The 14654-nt window shown below is 68.5% G+C and carries 14 protein-coding genes; 10 read left to right on the forward strand and 4 right to left on the reverse strand.

The window, feature by feature from the left end:
• Positions 1-19 precede the first annotated feature (19 nt).
• Positions 20-1417: a GntP family permease gene (locus LZ686_RS13095; RefSeq protein ID WP_198143191.1), complete on the forward strand. Its 1398-nt coding sequence runs from the start codon at positions 20-22 to the stop codon at positions 1415-1417.
• Positions 1418-1548: 131 nt separating this feature from the next.
• On the forward strand, positions 1549-3045 hold the full coding sequence (locus LZ686_RS13100; RefSeq protein ID WP_045983364.1) for a phospholipase D-like domain-containing protein: 1497 nt from the start codon (positions 1549-1551) through the stop codon (positions 3043-3045).
• Here LZ686_RS13100 and LZ686_RS13105 read toward each other — a convergent pair.
• A complete protein-coding gene (locus LZ686_RS13105; protein WP_045983358.1) occupies positions 3042-3713 on the reverse strand; it encodes a helix-turn-helix transcriptional regulator in 672 nt (223 codons plus the stop codon). The genes LZ686_RS13100 and LZ686_RS13105 overlap by 4 nt on opposite strands.
• A 338-nt stretch (positions 3714-4051) precedes the next feature.
• Between LZ686_RS13105 and LZ686_RS13110 the strand changes: the two genes are divergently transcribed.
• Positions 4052-5110 carry an aldo/keto reductase gene (locus tag LZ686_RS13110; RefSeq protein WP_349548083.1) on the forward strand — a complete coding sequence of 353 codons (1059 nt, stop codon included), beginning with the start codon at positions 4052-4054 and terminating at the stop codon, positions 5108-5110.
• Positions 5111-5167: 57 nt separating this feature from the next.
• Positions 5168-6112, forward strand: coding sequence for a DnaJ C-terminal domain-containing protein (locus tag LZ686_RS13115; protein ID WP_349548084.1), 945 nt, complete (start codon positions 5168-5170; stop codon positions 6110-6112).
• On the opposite strand, the gene LZ686_RS13120 is transcribed toward LZ686_RS13115, so the two are convergent.
• The 3 genes from LZ686_RS13120 to ccmI all read right to left on the reverse strand — a co-directional run bounded on the left by LZ686_RS13120 (position 6076) and on the right by ccmI (position 8084).
• The gene (locus LZ686_RS13120; protein ID WP_045983361.1) at positions 6076-6261 is read right to left on the reverse strand and encodes a DUF1289 domain-containing protein; all 186 of its coding nucleotides are present in this window, start codon (positions 6259-6261) and stop codon (positions 6076-6078) included. The two genes, LZ686_RS13115 and LZ686_RS13120, sit on opposite strands and share 37 nt — an antisense overlap.
• Positions 6262-6381: 120 nt before the next feature.
• Positions 6382-6858 carry a Holliday junction resolvase RuvX gene (gene ruvX, locus LZ686_RS13125; protein ID WP_045983362.1) on the reverse strand — a complete coding sequence of 159 codons (477 nt, stop codon included), beginning with the start codon at positions 6856-6858 and terminating at the stop codon, positions 6382-6384.
• Positions 6855-8084 carry a c-type cytochrome biogenesis protein CcmI gene (gene ccmI / locus LZ686_RS13130; protein WP_349548085.1) on the reverse strand — a complete coding sequence of 410 codons (1230 nt, stop codon included), beginning with the start codon at positions 8082-8084 and terminating at the stop codon, positions 6855-6857. The genes ruvX and ccmI overlap by 4 nt, the downstream gene beginning before the upstream one ends.
• 174 nt (positions 8085-8258) lie before the next feature.
• Between ccmI and LZ686_RS13135 the strand changes: the two genes are divergently transcribed.
• The 6 genes from LZ686_RS13135 (at position 8259) to LZ686_RS13160 (ending at position 14537) form a co-directional block, all read left to right on the forward strand.
• A complete protein-coding gene (locus LZ686_RS13135) occupies positions 8259-9524 on the forward strand; it encodes a sarcosine oxidase subunit beta family protein (protein WP_084693896.1) in 1266 nt (421 codons plus the stop codon).
• Between the two features lie 91 nt (positions 9525-9615).
• Positions 9616-9876: a hypothetical protein gene (locus LZ686_RS13140; RefSeq protein ID WP_046001296.1), complete on the forward strand. Its 261-nt coding sequence runs from the start codon at positions 9616-9618 to the stop codon at positions 9874-9876.
• Positions 9877-10041: 165 nt separating this feature from the next.
• Complete coding sequence (locus tag LZ686_RS13145; protein WP_046001297.1) at positions 10042-10389, forward strand: sarcosine oxidase subunit delta; 348 nt, start codon at positions 10042-10044, stop codon at positions 10387-10389.
• Complete coding sequence (locus LZ686_RS13150; protein WP_349548086.1) at positions 10386-13316, forward strand: sarcosine oxidase subunit alpha family protein; 2931 nt, start codon at positions 10386-10388, stop codon at positions 13314-13316. Before LZ686_RS13145 ends, LZ686_RS13150 begins: the two co-directional genes overlap by 4 nt.
• Positions 13309-13827 (forward strand): sarcosine oxidase subunit gamma, encoded by a 519-nt coding sequence (locus LZ686_RS13155; protein ID WP_349548087.1) that lies wholly within the window; start codon positions 13309-13311, stop codon positions 13825-13827. The genes LZ686_RS13150 and LZ686_RS13155 overlap by 8 nt, the downstream gene beginning before the upstream one ends.
• A 110-nt stretch (positions 13828-13937) precedes the next feature.
• On the forward strand, positions 13938-14537 hold the full coding sequence (locus LZ686_RS13160) for a superoxide dismutase (protein ID WP_349548088.1): 600 nt from the start codon (positions 13938-13940) through the stop codon (positions 14535-14537).
• Positions 14538-14654 lie beyond the last annotated feature (117 nt).

Here is a 14654-nt window from a genome sequence, read left to right on the forward strand (position 1 = left end):
CGCAGTGGAGGAGTAACCCATGGCTGAACCCGGAATGGAGTTCCAGCTGATCGCAGGACTTGGCTTTGCCATCTTCCTGCTGATCTTCCTGGTCGTGAAGACCAAGGTCCACGCAATCATCGCGCTGGTCATCGCCGCGTCCGTGTCGGGCCTGATCGGCGGCATGATGCCCGCCGAGGTGATCAATTCGATCACCACCGGTTTCGGCCGCACGCTGTCCACCATCGGCCTGGTCATCGGCTTCGGCGTGATGATGGGCCGCATCCTGGAGGTGTCGGGCGCGGCCGAGCAGATGGCCTATTCGCTGATCCGGTGGGTCGGGAAGAAGCGCGAGGACTGGGCGATGGTCCTGACGGGCTATATCGTGTCAATCCCGATCTTCTGCGACAGCGCCTTCGTGATCCTGTCGCCGCTGGTCAAGGCGCTGGCGCGGTCGTCGGGCAAGTCGGTGCTGACGCTTGGCATCGCGCTGGCGGGCGGTCTGATGCTGACCCACCATGCCGTGCCGCCGACCCCCGGCCCCCTGGGCGTCGCGGGCATCTATGGCGTCGATCTGGGGCTGATGATCCTGTGGGGCATCGTCTTCACGATCCCCGGCATGGCGGTCATCGTCTTCTATGCCCGCGCCATGGGCCCCCGGATCGAGCGGATGATCCAGACCGACACCGGCGAGGACCTCTCGGCCGCCTATCGTCAGTTCGAGGAGGCCGTGGACGACCGCCAGAAGGTCCTGCCGTCCCTGGGCCTGTCGGTGCTGCCGCTGCTGCTGCCGATCGTGCTGATCTTCCTGAACACCATTGCCACGGCGGTCGTGCGCACCTCGGGCGACCCGGCGCTGGAGACGAACCTGCTGGTGCAGGCGATGTCCTTCTTCGGCAACCCGGTGATCGCGGTGGCCATCGGCCTTCTGGTGTCGATCTATACCCTGCTGCCCGGCCGTCCGCGCGACGAGGTGCTGGGCTACATGGAGCAGGGCGTCGAAAGCGCGGGCATCATCCTGCTGGTGACCGGTGCGGGCGGGGCCCTGGGTTCGGTCCTGCGCGATTCGGGCGCGGGCGACGTGATCGGCCAGGCGGTGGCCGGTCTTGCCATCCCGGCGGTGCTGATCCCCTTCGTGATCAGCTCTCTGGTGCGCCTGATCCAGGGTTCGGGCACGGTCGCGATGATCACGGGCGCGTCGATCTCGGCGCCGATCCTGATGAACATGCCGGACGTGAACATGGTCTTTGCCGCCCAGGCCGCGGCCATCGGGTCGATGGTCTTCGGCTATTTCAACGACAGCTACTTCTGGGTCATCAACCGGATGCTGGGCGTCAAGCAGGCCAAGCACCAGATGCTGCTGTGGTCGGTGCCGACCACGCTGGCCTGGGGATCGTCGCTGGCCATGCTGTTGATCTGCAACGCGCTGTTCGGCTAGGGTCGGATCGCTGCCGCGCGGTCGACCTTGATCGTGCGGCAAACACTTCCTTAATGGAACCGAAGGTCGCCCTTCGTGTTGCGCTGACGCGCCGCATGGCGGGGCAGCAGCAAAAGGGACGGCGGGACAACATGGATGCTTCGAGTGATCGGCTGGCCCGTCCGGGATGGAACTGCTGGCGGGTCGAACAATCGGGGCGGTTCGCGTTCATCGCCGATGCCGACGAATATTTCCGTGCCGTGCGCCAGGCCATGCTGCAAGCGCGCCACTCGATCCTGATGATCGGTTGGGACTTTGACGCCCGCATCCATCTGGGCGACGCCGCGGACGGCGGCCCCCCGGCCCTTGGCGATTTCGTGATGTGGTTGGCCCGCCGCCGCCCCACGCTGCACGTGCGCCTGCTGCGATGGGACACCGGTGCCTTCAAGGCGATGTTCCGGGGCAGCACGTTGTTGACGATCCTGCGCTGGAAGATGCATCCGCGCATCACGCTGCGCCTGGACGGCAAGCATCCGCTGGCCAGTTCGCATCACCACAAGATCGTTGTCATCGACGACTGCCTGGCTTTCTGCGGCGGCATCGACATGACCGAGGGCCGGTGGGACACACGCGAACACAAGGACGACGATCCGCGCCGCACCAGCGCCAGCGGCAAGCTGATGAAGCCTTGGCACGACGCGACCAGCGCCTTTGACGGACCCGCCGCGCGGGCGATGGGCGATCTGGCCCGCGACCGCTGGCGCATCGCCTGCGGCGAGGAGCTGTCGGCGGTCAGCGACGCGTCGGGATGCTGGCCCGACGCGATCAAGCCCACGTTCCGCGACGTGGCGCTGGCCATCGCGCGGACCCGTCCGGACATTCCCGACGTCCAGCCGGCCTACGAGGTCGAGCAGATGTATCTGGACCTGATCGCGCGGGCGAAACGGGTCATCTATGCCGAAAGTCAGTATTTCGCGTCCCGCCGCATCGCCCAGGCCATCGCCAAGCGCCTGGCCGAGGACGATCCCCCCGAGATCGTCATCATCAACCCGGTCAGCGCCCAGGGCTGGCTGGAGCCGATGGCGATGGACACCGCCCGCGCCCAGCTGGTCGAGGCGCTGCGCAAGCTGGACCATCGCGACCGGCTGCGCATCTATCACCCGGTGACGGATGCGGGTGCCGAGATCTATGTCCATGCCAAGGTGACGATCGTCGACGACACCTATCTGCGGGTCGGGTCGTCGAACTTCAACAACCGCTCGATGCGGCTGGACACGGAATGCGACGTGATGCTGGCCGCCGAACGTCCGGGCGCCGAGGCGACGCGCGCCACGATCACCGCGCTGCGCGACGACCTGCTGGCGGAACATCTGGCGATGACGCCCGATCAGGTCACGCAGGGCATCAAGGAACATGGCAGCCTGATCGCGATGATCGATGCCAATCGCGGCACGCAGGGGCAGGGCCGCACCCTGATCCCCTACGAGATCCCCGAGCTGAGCGGCTTCGAGGCCTGGTTGGCCGAGAACGAGATCCTGGACCCCGAGGGGCCCGACAAGATCTTTGAGCCTTTGGGCAAGCGCAAGGGCCTGATCCGTCGCTGGCACTGGCCCAAGCGGCTGAAATGGCGCCGGCGCAAGTCGGCCTAGTCCTGGTCGGGCCCGGTGGGCAGCCCCTTGCTGAGCCCGGACACGCTGATCCCGTTCAGCAGCCCCGCATCGATGGCCTTGCGGATCGCATGGGGATTGTCCTCGACCCCCAGGGCGGTGCGCGCCATGCGCAGTCGATAGCGCAGCGCGGTGCGCGAGATGCCAAGCGCCTCGCAGGCCTGGTCATAGGTCATGCCGCAGGCGATCGCCTCCAGCGCGTCGACCAGGATCGGGCGCAGCGAGGCGGTGCGGTCGACCATGTCATGCGCGCGTTTCAGCAGGTCGGCCATGCTGGCGATCTCGGCATCCGTGAACTCGCGCTCGCCATGGGACGCGCCGATATAGGACCGCGATTCGGCCGGGCCGTAGGACAGCGCCGCGCCGTAGGTCAGGCCGTGATCGCGCGCCTGGCCCATCACATTCAGCGGATCGGGCAGCAGGCGGGTCAGGGCGCTCCACCGGATCTGGCCCTCGTTCAGGACGCACCACATGACCATCGGGTCGCCGACGCCCAGATTGCAGCGGGTATAGGTCTGGATCCACTGCGAGGGATAGGTCGACACGCGCCTGACCGGGCGCGAATAGCGGATATGCAACCCCAGGGTGAAGCCGCGGGGTGCCAGCACCGACAGGGCATCGTCGATCTGGGCAAGGGCGTGCACGGACATCCGGAAGACACCTGGAACAGCGAAAACGATACGGGGTGAACAGATTTGTTCGCCCATTTAAGAGCAGCCGGCGGGTACGGCAAGGGGGGCTTTCCTGACTGTCGTTGCAGCGGGGCAACATAGCCTTACGGGGCTATAGTCCCGCGGGGTCATTTGCTCTTATGCGATGTCTTGCGCACGTCGTGCCTGTCGGGACGGTTAGCGGGCGCTATGGCCTCATTTCAGTCATGTCAGGACGCCCCTTCGGGGGTGTCCTTTTTTTCATGTCCGACGCGGGCTTGCGCCCGGCGGGGGGATCGCTAGCCTGCGCCCGAAATCGCAAACAGGGAAGTGGTCCGATGGAACGTGTGAAACTGGGCGGCAGCGCGGTCGAGGTCAGCCGGATCTGCCTGGGGACGATGACCTTCGGCAACCAGACCGCCGAGGCGGAGGCCCATGCGCAGATGGATGCCGCCCTGGAGGTCGCGATGACCTTCATGGACTGCGCCGAGATGTATCCCGTGAACCCCGTCCGCCGCGAGACGGTCGGCCTGTCCGAGGAGATCATCGGGCGCTGGCTGGCGCGGACCGGCAACCGCGACCGGGTCGAGATCGCGACCAAGATCACCGGACCCAGCCAGATGGTCCGCGACGGGGCGCCGTTCGACGGGGCGACGGTCACGGCCTGCATCGACGCCTCGCTGCGCCGGCTGCAGACGGACCGGATCGACCTCTATCAGCTGCACTGGCCGGTGCGCGGATCCTATGGGTTCCGGCAGAACTGGGCCTTCGATCCGTCGGGCCAGGACAAGGCGCAGACGCTGGCGCATATGCGCGACGTGCTGGGCGCGCTGTCGGATGCGGTCGATGCGGGCAAGATCCGCGCCGTGGGCCTGTCGAACGAATCGGCCTGGGGCCTGACGCGGTGGTGCGACGTGGCCGATGAGATCGGCGGGCCGCGGATGGCCGCGATCCAGAACGAGTATTCGCCGCTTTATCGTCTCTACGACACCGATCTGGCCGAGGTCGCGGTGAACGAGGACGTCACGCTGCTGTCCTATTCGCCGCTGGCGGCGGGTCTGCTGACCGGAAAATACGCCTCGGGCGCGATGCCCGAGGGCAGCCGCGCGGCGGTCGACAAGGCTACCGGCGGGCAGGGCAACCTGGGTGGGCGAAAGACCGACCGCGGGGTGGCCGCGGCAGAGGCCTATGGCCGCCTGGCGGTGGAGCATGGCTGGGACGTGGTGCATATGGTCATCGCCTGGCAGCTGACGCGGCCCTTCAAGGTGGTGCCGATCATCGGTGCCACGACGATGGATCAGCTGCGCCATCTGATCGCGGGTCTGGACCGGGATCTGCCCGACGAGCTGCGTCGCGGGATCGAGCGCCTGCACCGCGCCCACCCGCTGCCCTATTGATGTGAACCCGACCGTCTCTATCTTACCGACAGGACGGATGAACACGAAGGACCAGGCATGGCAGGCGATCCCTATGCAGCACTCGGCGTGTCGCGAAGCGCCAGTGCCGATGAGATCAAGAAGGCCTATCGGCGCATCGCGAAGACCGATCACCCGGACCTGAACCAGGATCCGGCCGCCGCCAAGCGGTTCGCGGCGGCCTCGGCGGCCTATGACCTGCTGAAGGATGCCGACCAGCGCCGCCGCTTTGACGCGGGCGAGATCAATGCCCAGGGCCAGGAACAGGCATCCCGCTGGCAGGGTCGCCCGGGGGCGGGCGGCAACCCGTTCGGTGACGCGCCCGGCCATGGCGGCGATCCGGACCTGTCGGATGTCTTTGCCGACCTGTTCGGACAGCGCGCCTCTCCGCGGGGCGGCGGCGGTTTTGGCGGGTTCGGGGGCTTTGGCGGGTTCGGCGGCGGGCGCGCGTCCGACATGCGCGGCCAGGACCTGCGGCTGGCGCTGCAGGTGGATTTCCTGACCGCGGTCCGCGGCGGGCGCAACCGCATCACCCTGCCGCAGGGCGGCACGCTGGAGGTCACCATCCCCAAGGGCGTGCGCGACGGCCAGGTGATCCGCCTGCGCGGCAAGGGCGAACCCGGCATCGGCCGGGGAGAGCCCGGCGACGCCTATCTTGAGGTTCGGGTCGCCGAGCATCCCCAGTTCACGCGCGACGGCGACGACATCCACCTGATCCTGCCGATCAGCCTGGACGAGGCGGTGCTGGGCGGCAAGGTCGCGGCCCCGACCATCGACGGGCCCGTCAACCTGACCATCCCGCGGGGCGCGAACTCGGGGCAGCGGCTGCGGCTGCGGGGGCGCGGCGTGAACGGCGGCGATCAGCATGTCGAGCTGCGCATCGCCATGCCGGCCAAGGTGGACGCCAAGCTGGCGGCGTTCTTCGAGGAATGGCGGCGCGAGAACGCCTATGACCCGCGGCGGGGCATGTCCGAGGCGTCCTGACGCGCGGGCAGCACGGCCATGACGCGGGCGCGGGCATCGGGGGTCATGCGGCCCCAAGCCGCGATCTCGGCCAGGGTTCGGTGGCAGCCGAGGCACAGGTTGCGGTCCGCGTCGATGCGGCACAGCTTGATGCAGGGGCTTTCGATCATCAGCGGCTGTCTTTCTGATGCGCGGAGCATCGTTCGGGTCGCGGGGGACGGGCCGTGCGGAGCCCGGCCCGGACGCTGCCGCTTGGCCCATGGCCGCGCTGACGCGCGGCGGTCGCGCCCTTATCCATGGGTCGCGATGTGGCGCAGGCGGTCGAGGGCGCCCTGCAGGATGTAGCCCGCGGCGACCTGGTCGATGACCTCGGCCCGGCGCTTGCGCGAGGTGTCGCCCTCAAGGAGGGCGCGTTCGGCGGCGACCGTGGAGAGGCGTTCGTCCCAGTAGGCGATGGGCAGGTCGGTCAGCCGGGTCATGTTGCGCGCGAAGGCGCGGGTGGCTTGGGCGCGCGGCCCTTCGGAGCCGTCCATGTTGCGCGGCAGGCCCAGGACCAGTCCGGCCAGCCCCCGGTCCGCGATCAGTGTCAGCAGCGCCTGCGCATCCTGGGTGAACTTGGTCCGGCGGATCGTGGTGATGGGGGACGCCACGCCCCGCATGCCGTCGCTGACGGCGACGCCGATGGTCTTGGTGCCCAGGTCCAGCCCGGCCAGCGCGCCGAAGCGGGGCAGGGCGGCGGCGAAATCGGTCATGTCCTCGTGGATCATCCGTCCAGCCCCGCTTCGGTCGCGGCCCGTTCGATCGGGGCCAGGGCGTCGGGGGCGCCGCCGAAACGCTGGCGGGCCTCGGTCAGGATCGCGGTCGCCTGGTCGCGCTGGTCCAGCATCGCCAGCGCCGCGATCAGCCGCGCCCATTCCTCGGGAGAGCCGCCCTCCGTCGCCAGGCGCTGCTGCAGGCGGTCGACCATGTCCTGGATCATGCGGGCACGATCCTCGGGGGACAGGTCCTCGGCCGCGGCCAGGGCGTCGGCATCGGGGCCGGGCAGGTCCGTTGCGGGGGGTGCCGGCGCGCGGTATTCGTCATCGCCCGCCAGCCACGCCAGATCCTGGATCGCGGCGCGGATCGGGGCGATCCAGGGCGCACCCTCGGGGCCCTCGTCCAGCAGGCCGCGCCACAGCGGAAAGGCCCGATCGGGGCGGCCGTTCTGGATCAGCAGGACGCCCTGCAGATAGCGGGCCTGCGGCTGCGTGGGGTCCAGCGTCAGGGCGCGCCGCAGGACGGCCTCGGCCTCGGGGGTGACGACGCCGCCTGCGGCATCGACCATCAGCGTGGCCAGCTGCATCAGCTGGACGGCATCGGCCTGATCGCCGCGAAGGTCGACCAGCCGCTGCTGGGCCGCGCGGGCGGCGGCCAGGTTGCCGAGGCGCATCTCGTTGCTGGCCAGCAGCGCCAGACCCTGCTGGTCGTCCGGGTTGCGCCCGACGGCGTCGCGCAGCTGGTCGATCATCGCCAGGTATTCGGGATCGGCCTGCGACAGGTCGGGCGCGGGACGGCCGGGGGCCGCCGCCTCGGCCTCGGCCTGGCTGGGGCGGTCGCGATAGGCGGCGTCGGCGGCGGCAAAGCGTTCGGCCAGCGGCATGTCGGGGGCGCCCGGAACGCCCTCGCGCAGATACAGCGCCACGGCACCGGCCAGCATCGCGACCAGCGCGACCGCGGGCCACAGCGCGCGTCCGCCGCGCGCGGCAGGGGCCGACAGCGCGGCGCGACGGTCGGCGTCCAGCACCTTGCGCCCGATCTCGGCGCGCAGGCGCTGCGCGTCGTCGGGGCCGATCACGCCGCGGTCCAGGTCGCGTTCGACCTCGGCCAGCTGGTCGCGATAGACGCGCAGGTCGTAGGCCGCGGCAGGGGCGGCACCCTCGCGGCCCCGCCGCAGGGGCGACAGGATGGCAAGGGCCGTGATGGCCGTCAGGGCGGCAGCCAGGATCCAGAACATGCGTCACCTCCGGTTGGCCCCGTTCCTAGCGCGGATGGCGGCGGACCGAAAGCGCGCTGCGACAGGGCTGTCCGAATGTCGCATGTCGCATTTCGCCGCGATCTGCCGCAAGCCGCCTTGAGGGTCGGGCCCGCCGCAGCCATGGTGCAGGCAACCCGTTTCCTGAGAGGCACCATGCCCGAAGCCCCCCGCGCCCGACGCTATTCCGTCTTTGCCATCGCCCGCGAGGCGCTGCGTCAGCACAAGGGCTGGACGCGGGCCTGGGCCAGCCCGGAACCGAAATCGCGCTACAAGGTGATCGTGGTCGGTGCGGGCGGGCACGGGTTGGCGACGGCCTATTACCTGGGCAAGAACTTCGGCATCACCGACGTCGCGGTGATCGAGAAGGGCTGGCTGGGCGGCGGCAACACGGGTCGCAACACGACCATCATCCGATCGAACTATCTGCAGGACCCGTCGGCGGCGATCTATGAAAAGTCGCGCAGCCTGTACGAGACCCTGTCCCAGGACCTGAACTACAACATCATGTTCAGCCCGCGCGGGCTGATCATGCTGGCCCAGACCGAGCACGAGATCCGCGGCTACAAGCGCACCGTCTATGCCAACAACCTGCAGGGCGTTCAGACCGAATGGCTGGACCCCCAGCAGCTGAAGGCCAAGGTGCCGATCATCAATCTGGACGGGCCGCGCTATCCGGTGCTGGGCGGCCTTTATCAGGCCCGCGGGGGCACGGCGCGCCATGACGCGGTGGCCTGGGGCTATGCGCGGGCCTGTTCCGACATGGGCATGCACATCATCCAGAACTGCGAGGTGACGGGGGTCGAGACCGAGGGCGGGCAGGTCCGCGCCGTCAACACCTCCAAGGGGCGCATCGGCTGCGACAAGCTGGCGATCGTGGTCGCGGGCCATTCCAGCCAGCTGGCGGCCATGGCCGGGTTCCGCCTGCCCATCGAAAGCGTCGCGCTGCAGGCGCTTGTCAGCGAACCGATCAAGCCCTGCATGGATGTGGTCGTGATGGCAAACACCGTCCACGGCTACATGTCGCAGTCCGACAAGGGAGAGATGGTGATCGGCGGCGGCACCGACGGGTTCAACAACTTTACACAGCGCGGCTCCTGGCAGCATGTCGAGGAAACCGTCCGCGCCCTGATCGAGACCTTCCCGATGATCAGCCGCCTGAAGATGCTGCGCCAATGGGGCGGCATCGTCGACATGACCGGCGACCGGTCCCCGATCCTGTCGTCGACCCCGGTGGGCGGCATCTTCGTGAACTGCGGGTGGGGCACCGGCGGGTTCAAGGCGATCCCCGGTTCCGGCTGGGCGATGGCCGAGCTGGTCGCCAAGGGAACGCCGGGTCCGCTGGCCGCCGATTTCGGGTTGAACCGCTTCCGCGAAGGCCGGTTCATCGACGAATCGGTCGCCGCCGGCGTCGCGCATTAGGCGAGGGCGCGCCGATGTTTTCCCGCGACGGAACCCCGGACGCCATCCGCGAATTGCCTTGCCATGACAGGTCCGACCGAAAGGGTTCATCATGGCTGACCGCAACAACAATGGCCTCTACTTCATCGTCGGCGGCATCGTCGTCGTCGTTGCACTGCTGTTCTTCTTCATGTCAGGCGAACCGACCGGCGTTGCCACGACCGACCCGGTCGAAGGCGACACGACCAACATCAGCGTCGACACGCCGGCGGCCGAACCTGCGGCCGACGCCCCTGCCGTCTCTGTCGAGACCGACAGCCCCGCGGCCGTCGACGCCCCTGCCGAACCGGCAACCCCGGCTCCGGCCAACTGATGCCCTGACGCGCGGGACGGCCCGGTCGTCCCGCGCGACCACGGGGGTCCGGGGGCGGTCAGCCCCCGGCCTGCGTCCGACGGCATGTCGGACAGACGGCACCGCCGGCTTGCGCCGCTGCGGTGCCTTTTCGCATCCGCAACTCTCGCACCCCAAGGAAGCCCGATGCTGATCCTGACCTGTCCCTATTGCGGTGTGAACGCCGAGGAAACCGAACTGCATCCCGGCGGAGAGGCGCACCTGGCCCGCATCGGCCCGAACGGCACCGACGAGGAGTTCGAAAGCTACCTGTTCGCGCGCAAGAACGCCAAGGGCGTGCATTTCGAACGCTGGCGCCATGCCTATGGCTGCGGAAAGTGGTTCCTGGCCGCGCGCTGCACCGCCACGCTGCAGGTGTTCGGAACCTACAGGGCGCAGACGCCCCATCCCCCTGCCCAGATCGTGGAGGCGATCCGCAAGGTCCGCCCCGACTGGACACCCGACTGGACCCCCGCCGAAGGCATCGCCGAATGACCCACACGCCCCCCTTCCGACTGCCCGCCGGTGGCCGCCGCATCGACCGTGCCTGGCAGGTGCCGTTCCGCTTTGACGGCCGCCACCTGCGCGGGCTGACCGGCGACACCATCGCCTCGGCGCTTCTGGCCAACGGCCAGATGCTGATGGGCCGGTCCTTCAAGTATCACCGCCCACGCGGTCCCCTGGCCTCGGGCGCCGAGGAGCCGAACGCGCTGCTGGGCCTGGGCCAGGGCGGCCGGTTCGAACCGAACCAGCGCACCACCACCACGCCCCTGACCCACGGCATGGTCACGCGCAGCCAGAACTGCTGGCCCAGCCTGGATGCCGATGTGGGCGCGGTGAACAATTGGCTGTCGCCTGTCTTTCCGGCGGGCTTCTACTACAAGACCTTCATCCATCCGCGCCCCTTCTGGAAGCACCTGTTCGAACCGATCATCCGCCGCAGCGCGGGCCTGGGCCGGGCACCGACCGACCCCGATCCGGACCGCTATGAACAGGCCTACGGCTTTGCCGATACGGTCGTGGTCGGCGGCGGCATCGCGGGCCTGACCGCTGCACGCGACGCGGCACTGGCGGGCGGCACGGTCCTGGTCCTGGAACAGGGCGCCCATTGGGGCGGGCGCACGCCCACCGACCACGACGGCGGACAGGCCGCCATCGACGCGCTGCTGGCCGACCTGCAAGGCCGTGACACCGTCACCCTGCGCAGCAACACCATGGCCACCGGCCTTTACGACCACGGCTATCTGATCGCGCGGGAATCGCTGGCCGATCACGACCCGAACCAGGGCATTCCCCGCCAGCGCCTGTGGCGCATCCGGGCGGGCCGGGTGATCGCTGCGACCGGCGCGCTGGAGCGTCCCTTGTCCTTTGCCTGCAACGACGTGCCGGGCGTGATGCTGGCCAGCGCCGTCCGCGACTTCATCACCGATTACGCCGTGGCACCGGGGCGGCGCATCGTCGTGGTCACGAACAACGACGACGCCTATCGCACCGCCCTGACGGCCCATGCCGCGGGGCTGGAGGTGCCGGCCATCATCGATGCCCGTCCCACCGCCGACGGGGCGCTGCCCCAGGCCGCGCGGGCCGCGGGCATCACCGTCCTGACCGGCACGGCCGTCGCCAAGGTCAAGGGGGGCAAGCATGTCGAGGGAGTGGTGCTGTGTGACCACCAAGGCGACGGCGCGCCGCGCCAGACCGTCGATTGTGACGTGGTGGCCATGTCGGGCGGCTGGTCGCCGGTCGTGCATCTCTATTCGCATTGCGGCGGCAAGCTGACCTGGGACGAGGCGCAATCGATGTTCCGCCCCGACCCCGACCGCCCGCCCCTGGGTGCGGACGGGCAGGGCAACGTGACCGTCGTGGGGGCCGCCAATGGTGATCTGCACTGCGCCGGCGATCTGGAAAGCCCTGCGGGTGTGACCATGCCTGTCTGGGTCATGCCCGCCCGCGCGCCCTACAAGCTGCGCGCCAAGATGTGGCTGGATTTCCAGAACGACGTGAAGGTCACCGATGTCGAACTGGCCGCCCAGGAGGGCTATGCCAGCGTGGAGCACACCAAGCGCTATACCACGCTTGGCATGGCGACCGACCAGGGTAAGCTGTCCAACATCAACGGCTTGGCGGTGCTGTCCAACGCGCTGAACCAGCCCATCCAGGCGACCGGCACCACCACGTTCCGTCCGCCCTACACGCCGCTGACCCTGGCCACCATCGCGGCCGAGGCCAAGGACGAGGCCTTCCAGCCGCTGCGCAAGACGCCGATCCACGCATGGCACGACCGCAACGGCGCCAGCTGGGAGCCGGTGGGCCACTGGCGCCGCCCCTATGCCTATCCCCGCGCGACCGAGGATCGCCACGCCGCCGTCAACCGCGAGATCCTGGCGGTGCGGGCCGGCGTCGGCACGCTGGACGCCTCGACCCTGGGCAAGATCATCGTCAAGGGGCCCGATGCGGGGCGGTTCCTGGACATGCTGTACACCAACATGATGTCCACCCTGCCGGTCGGCAAATGCCGCTATGGCCTGATGTGCAACGAGAACGGCTTCCTGATGGATGACGGCGTCGTGGCGCGCCTGTCCGACGACACCTGGCTGTGCCACACCACCACCGGCGGCGCGGACCGCATCCATGGGCACATGGAGGACTGGCTGCAATGCGAATGGTGGGACTGGAAGGTCTATACCGCCAACCTGACCGAACAGTTCGCCCAGATCGCCGTGGCCGGACCCAAGGCCCGCGCCCTGCTGGAACGCCTGCCGGGCAGCATCGATCTGTCGGCCGAGGCGCTGCCCTTCATGCAATGGGCCGAAGGCGACATCGCGGGCATCCCCGCCCGCATCTTCCGCATCAGCTTCTCGGGTGAGCTCAGCTATGAGATCGCGGTGCCCGCCAATCGCGGGCTGGAGCTGTGGGAGCGTCTGCACGAGGTCGGCCGCGATCTGGGCATCACCCCATACGGGACCGAGGCCATGCACGTGATGCGCGCCGAAAAGGGCTTCATCATGATCGGGGACGAGACCGACGGCACCATCATCCCCCAGGATCTGGGGCTGGACTGGGCGATATCCAAAAAGAAGGCCGACTATATCGGCAAGCGCGCCCAACGCCGCAGCCACATGACCGACGGCACCCGCTGGAAGCTGGTGGGGCTGGAGAGCCTGTCCGGCAAGGTCATACCCGACGGCGCCTATGCGGTGGCGGACGGCACGAACGGCAACGGCCAGCGCAAGACCCAGGGGCGCATCACCTCCAGCTATCACTCGCCGACGCTGGACAAGCCCATCGCGATGGGCCTGGTCCGCCACGGTCCGGCCCGCATGGGGCAGGTCCTGGATTTCCCGATGCCGGACGGTGCGGTGATGCAGGCGCGGATCGTCGATCCGGTCTTCTACGACAAGGAAGGAAGCCGTCAGAATGGCTGAAGCGCTGGCTACCATCACCCCCGTCGCGGGCCTGGGCATGATCACCATCCGGGCCGATCTGGACCGCGCGGGCGACGCCCTGGCCGAGGCCGCGGGCCTGGCCATCCCCGACGCGACCGGCACCGTGACCGACGGCAGCCGCACCATGGCGTGGATGTCGCCGGACGAGCTGTTGCTGATCCTGCCCGCATCGGACCTTTCCGCCGCGCTGTCGGACCTGACGCAGGCGCTGACGGGTGAACACGGGCTGGTGGCCGACGTGTCGGATGCCCGTGCGGTCTTTGACGTGATGGGCCCCCATGCCGCGGACGTGATCGCGAAACTCGCCCCGGTCGATGCCGCGGCCTTGCCGTCAGGCGTCTTGCGCCGCACGCGCATGGCGCAGACCGCCGCAGCCTTCTGGCGGGTGGACGGCGGGTTCCGCGTGATCGGCTTTCGCTCGACAGCGGACTACCTGTCGCTGATCCTGACCAATGCGGCCATGCCGGGCAGCCAGCTGGCGCCGCGCTGACCACCTTGGCGCAAGGGGGGATCGGAACCCCGGTCCACCCCTTGCGTTGGTCCCCCGAATGCGCGACCGTTCGCGCCGAGCCGAACCAACCCTTTCGAAAGGACCGCAAAATGGCCTTCACCCTTCCCGATCTTCCCTATTCGCACGATGCCCTGGAAGCCGGCGGCATGTCGCGCGAGACGCTGGAGTATCACCACGACAAGCACCACAACGCCTATGTCACCAAGTTGAACGAGCTGGTGGCCGGGACCGAGTGGGAAGGCAAGTCGCTGGAGGATATCGTCAAGGGCACCTATCAGAAGGGCGCCGTGGCGCAGAACGGCATCTTCAACAATGCCAGCCAGCATTGGAACCACGCCCAGTTCTGGGAGATGATGGGCCCGAACCCCGGCCCGATGCCCGCCAACCTTGAAGCCGCGATCAAGGACAGCTTCGGTTCCGTCGAGGAGTTCAAGAAGAAGTTCGCCGAGGCCGGCGTCGGCCAGTTCGGGTCGGGCTGGGTCTGGCTGGTCAAGAATGCCGACGGCAGGCTGGAGATCACCAAGACCGAGAACGGCGTGAACCCGCTGTGCACCGGTCAGACGGCGCTGCTGGGCTGCGACGTGTGGGAGCACAGCTACTACATCGACTTCCGCAACGCGCGCCCCAAGTACCTGGAGAACTTCCTGGACAAGCTGGTGAACTGGGAGAACGTCGCCTCGCGCATGTGAGGTCTGACGCATCGATCGAAAGGCCCGCCCCCTGTGGCGGGCCTTTTGCGTGGCGCCCGCGCCGGCATTGGCATTTCCGCCCATCGCGGTATAAGACCACGGGAACACAGGACAGAT

Source organism: Paracoccus sp. NFXS7 (assembly GCF_040148865.1).
In the GTDB taxonomy this organism is placed as follows: Bacteria; Pseudomonadota; Alphaproteobacteria; order Rhodobacterales; family Rhodobacteraceae; genus Paracoccus; species Paracoccus marcusii.

Excerpts from the sequence above, each read along its gene's own strand:
- LZ686_RS13095 (WP_198143191.1), top strand. The coding sequence starts at position 20 with ATGGCTGAACCCGGAATGGAGTTCCAGCTGATCGCAGGACTTGGCTTT.
- LZ686_RS13115 (WP_349548084.1), top strand. The coding sequence starts at position 5,168 with ATGGCAGGCGATCCCTATGCAGCACTCGGCGTGTCGCGAAGCGCCAGT.
- ruvX (WP_045983362.1), bottom strand. The coding sequence starts at position 6,858 with ATGATCCACGAGGACATGACCGATTTCGCCGCCGCCCTGCCCCGCTTC.
- LZ686_RS13100 (WP_045983364.1), top strand. The coding sequence starts at position 1,549 with ATGGATGCTTCGAGTGATCGGCTGGCCCGTCCGGGATGGAACTGCTGG.
- LZ686_RS13150 (WP_349548086.1), top strand. The coding sequence starts at position 10,386 with ATGACCCACACGCCCCCCTTCCGACTGCCCGCCGGTGGCCGCCGCATC.
- LZ686_RS13105 (WP_045983358.1), bottom strand. The coding sequence starts at position 3,713 with ATGTCCGTGCACGCCCTTGCCCAGATCGACGATGCCCTGTCGGTGCTG.
- LZ686_RS13140 (WP_046001296.1), top strand. The coding sequence starts at position 9,616 with ATGGCTGACCGCAACAACAATGGCCTCTACTTCATCGTCGGCGGCATC.
- LZ686_RS13135 (WP_084693896.1), top strand. The coding sequence starts at position 8,259 with ATGCCCGAAGCCCCCCGCGCCCGACGCTATTCCGTCTTTGCCATCGCC.
- LZ686_RS13145 (WP_046001297.1), top strand. The coding sequence starts at position 10,042 with ATGCTGATCCTGACCTGTCCCTATTGCGGTGTGAACGCCGAGGAAACC.
- LZ686_RS13160 (WP_349548088.1), top strand. The coding sequence starts at position 13,938 with ATGGCCTTCACCCTTCCCGATCTTCCCTATTCGCACGATGCCCTGGAA.
- ccmI (WP_349548085.1), bottom strand. The coding sequence starts at position 8,084 with ATGTTCTGGATCCTGGCTGCCGCCCTGACGGCCATCACGGCCCTTGCC.
- LZ686_RS13120 (WP_045983361.1), bottom strand. The coding sequence starts at position 6,261 with ATGATCGAAAGCCCCTGCATCAAGCTGTGCCGCATCGACGCGGACCGC.
- LZ686_RS13110 (WP_349548083.1), top strand. The coding sequence starts at position 4,052 with ATGGAACGTGTGAAACTGGGCGGCAGCGCGGTCGAGGTCAGCCGGATC.
- LZ686_RS13155 (WP_349548087.1), top strand. The coding sequence starts at position 13,309 with ATGGCTGAAGCGCTGGCTACCATCACCCCCGTCGCGGGCCTGGGCATG.